We start from the raw sequence: 2,826 nt of genomic DNA on the forward strand, positions 1-2,826 counted from the left end.
TCCACAGGACGACCCCGTCGGGCAGCGGATCACCGCTGGCCACACCGAGTTTGAACGGGTCCTGCTGGACCCGCTCCGCGTGGGCGGTACGGATGCCCAACGCCTGAGCACCCGCGACGACGGCCGCACCGACCAGCAGTCGGCGTCGGCTGATCGCCGGCGGCCGGGGTCTGGCAGGGGCAGAGAAAGAGTCGATTGTGGACGGCACCGGCGGCCTCCTGAAGTAGCGTCAGCATCACCTGCTGGAGCGTCCCAATCATCCCGGAATGGACCGGACTGAACCGGCACCTGCTTCCGGACGCCCATGCGCCCACCCGGACAGCCGACGTCTACAGGCCTCGGAGGTTCAGGACCCACCGGTCCTCATGCTCGAACGGTTCCCCTTCAGTGCTCATCACCGCACCATGGTCTGCTCCATCGCAGGCGCCAAGGGATTTCGCTCCTCCCCGGCGTCGCCCTCTGCTGAGCCGACGGCGCTCACCGCCCATGGCACGGGCGCGATGCGCACGCCGGTCTCGGTGGCCTTCACGCCGCGGGCTCGATGCCGAGTTCGGCGAGCAGGCCGCGGATGCGCCGCTCGATCTCGTCGCGGATGGGCCGGACCGCGGCGACGCCCTGGCCGGCCGGGTCCTCGAGCTGCCAGTCCAGGTAGCGCTTGCCGGGGAAGTAGGGGCAGGCGTCGCCGCAGCCCATGGTGATGACGACGTCCGAGGACTGCACGGCCTCGGCAGTGAGGACCTTCGGGGTCTCGGCCGAGATGTCGATGCCCGCCTCCCGCATGCCCTCCACCGCGGCGGGGTTGACGGCGCTCGCGGGGGCGGAGCCGGCGGAGCGGGCCTGGACACGGTCCGCGCCGAGGTGGGTGAGGAAGGCGGCGGCCATCTGGGAGCGGCCGGCGTTGTGCACGCAGACGAACAGCACGGAGGGGGTGGTGGAGGCGTCCATCAGGTCAAGGCGCTTTCGTCGGCGGAACGGGCGGGGGAGGCGGACTTCTGCCCGCCAGGCAGGACGACGGCCTCGGCCTCGGTCCCCGCGGCGCGGCCGAAGCAGACGGCGACCAGGGCCAGACCGGCGGCCGCACCGACCAACTGGGCGGCGAGGAAGGGCAGCACGGAGGCGGGGGCGATGCCGGCGAAGGTGTCGGTGAACGCCCGGCCGATCGTGACGGCCGGGTTGGCGAAGGAGGTGGAGGAGGTGAACCAGTACGCCGCGCCGATGTAGGAGGCGACCAGCAGCGGCGCCAGGTGCGCGCGGCCGGCGCGGGCCAAGCCGAAGACGAGCCAGACCAGCCCGGCGGTGGCCACGACCTCCGCCAGCCACAGGTGCCCGGCCCACCGGTCGTGGGTGGAGAAGTGCACCAGCGGCTTGCCGAACATGGCGTCGGCCAGCACCGCGCCGGCGATCGCCCCGGCGACCTGGGCGGGCACGTACGCGGCGACGTCGCGCAGGGCGGGCCCATCGCCGGTGCGGCGGCCGGTGAACCATGCCGCGAGGGTGACCGCCGGGTTGAAGTGCGCCCCCGACACCCCTCCGAGCAGGGCGATGAGCACGCCGAGGCCGAAGACGGTGGCGAGGGAGTTGGCCAGCAGCTGCGTCCCGACGTCGCGGGTCAGTTCGGTGGCCTGGATCCCGGAGCCGACCACCACCGCGACCAGCGCGGCCGTCCCCAGCCCCTCGACGGCTGCCCGACGGAGCAGCGGCGCCGGCGCGCTCACGCCGGGACCTTCGCGGACACCACGGGGATCTGGAGCAGGGAGGACAGCTTCCCCAGGGCGTCGGGCAGCACCCAGTAGTACACCCAGGTCCCACGCCGCTCGGAGCCGACCAGCCCGGCCTCCCGCAGCACCTTCAGGTGGTGGGAGATCGTCGGCTGGGAGACGTCGAACGGGCCGATGAGGTCGCACACGCACGCCTCGCCGCCCTCGTGGGAGGCGATCAGGGACAGCAGCCGCAGCCGGATCGGGTCCGACAGCGCCTTGAACATCCGCGACAGCTCGGCCGCGGCCTCCTCGCCCAGCGGCTCGCGGACCATCGGCGTGCAGCACGCCGTGTCGTCTTGTCCGAGCACCGGCAGACCAGCTTGTTTCGACATTCCTCAATATTGACAGCCGTCGATCCTGGAGGCAAGGTCGACTGTATCGACAGACGTCGAAACAAGTCGTTCGATGGGAGACCGCCATGTCCCGTGTCCAGCTCGCCCTCCGCGTCGCCGACCTCGAAGCCTCCATCGCCTTCTACTCCAGGCTGTTCGGCGCCGAGCCGGCCAAGCTCCGCGAGGGCTACGCCAACTTCGCCATCGCCGAGCCCCCGCTCAAGCTCGTCCTCATCGAGGGCGAGGCCGGCGAGGACACCCGCCTGGACCACCTCGGCGTGGAAGTCGCCTCCACCGACGAGGTCACCGCCGCGACCACCCGCCTCAAGGACGCGGGCCTGGCGACCTTCGAGGAGAACGACACCTCCTGCTGCTACGCCCTCCAGGACAAGGTCTGGGTCACCGGCCCCGGCAAGGAGCCGTGGGAGGTCTACGTCGTCAAGGCCGACGCCGCCACCCTGGAGAAGGCCGACACCGCCCCGGACGCCTGCTGTGGTCTGCCCCAGAGGGGGTGACCTCAGAGGCCGAGGGCCGTGAGGTCCATGGTGCGCAGGCGGTCGGGGTCGGCCACGACCTCGACCGTCGTGATGGCTCCGTCCGTGACCGTGAACGCCATGATCGAGATGCGCTGGCCCGTCGGGGCCACCACCACCGCGCCCACGGTGCCGTTGATCAGGGCGATGCGGGCGAACGGGGCGAGGGCGCGGAAGGTTGCGGCCTGGGCGGCGACCGTG

General features: G+C 71.8%; 5 protein-coding genes and 1 pseudogene. 1 reads left to right on the top strand and 5 read right to left on the bottom strand.

Features of this window, described 5'->3' with window-relative positions; genetic code table 11:
- The 4 genes from VIU94_RS40295 to VIU94_RS40310 all read right to left on the bottom strand — a co-directional run.
- Positions 1-208 (bottom strand): PhoD-like phosphatase N-terminal domain-containing protein (locus VIU94_RS40295; protein WP_524540669.1); only part of this gene is annotated, 208 nt, incomplete at its 3' end.
- 317 nt (positions 209-525) lie between these two features.
- A complete protein-coding gene (locus tag VIU94_RS40300) occupies positions 526-945 on the bottom strand; it encodes an arsenate reductase ArsC (protein ID WP_331919884.1) in 420 nt (139 codons plus the stop codon).
- On the bottom strand, positions 945-1,715 hold the full coding sequence (locus tag VIU94_RS40305; protein WP_331919886.1) for an aquaporin: 771 nt from the start codon (positions 1,713-1,715) through the stop codon (positions 945-947). The genes VIU94_RS40300 and VIU94_RS40305 overlap by 1 nt, the downstream gene beginning before the upstream one ends.
- Positions 1,712-2,092, bottom strand: coding sequence for an ArsR/SmtB family transcription factor (locus tag VIU94_RS40310; protein ID WP_331919888.1), 381 nt, complete (start codon positions 2,090-2,092; stop codon positions 1,712-1,714). Before VIU94_RS40310 ends, VIU94_RS40305 begins: the two co-directional genes overlap by 4 nt.
- 86 nt (positions 2,093-2,178) lie before the next feature.
- Between VIU94_RS40310 and VIU94_RS40315 the strand changes: the two genes are divergently transcribed.
- A complete protein-coding gene (locus VIU94_RS40315; RefSeq protein WP_331919890.1) occupies positions 2,179-2,607 on the top strand; it encodes an ArsI/CadI family heavy metal resistance metalloenzyme in 429 nt (142 codons plus the stop codon).
- Positions 2,608-2,609: 2 nt separating this feature from the next.
- Here VIU94_RS40315 and VIU94_RS40320 read toward each other — a convergent pair.
- Positions 2,610-2,826: pseudogene (locus VIU94_RS40320) on the bottom strand (RNA polymerase subunit sigma-70); the annotation flags it as partial.

The sequence above is a fragment of the Streptomyces sp. genome, from assembly GCF_036566765.1.
Classification (GTDB): Bacteria; Actinomycetota; Actinomycetes; order Streptomycetales; family Streptomycetaceae; genus Streptomyces.

Coding starts and splice junctions, on each gene's coding strand:
- VIU94_RS40300 (WP_331919884.1), bottom strand. CDS start 945: ATGGACGCCTCCACCACCCCCTCCGTGCTGTTCGTCTGCGTGCACAAC.
- VIU94_RS40310 (WP_331919888.1), bottom strand. CDS start 2,092: ATGTCGAAACAAGCTGGTCTGCCGGTGCTCGGACAAGACGACACGGCG.
- VIU94_RS40315 (WP_331919890.1), top strand. CDS start 2,179: ATGTCCCGTGTCCAGCTCGCCCTCCGCGTCGCCGACCTCGAAGCCTCC.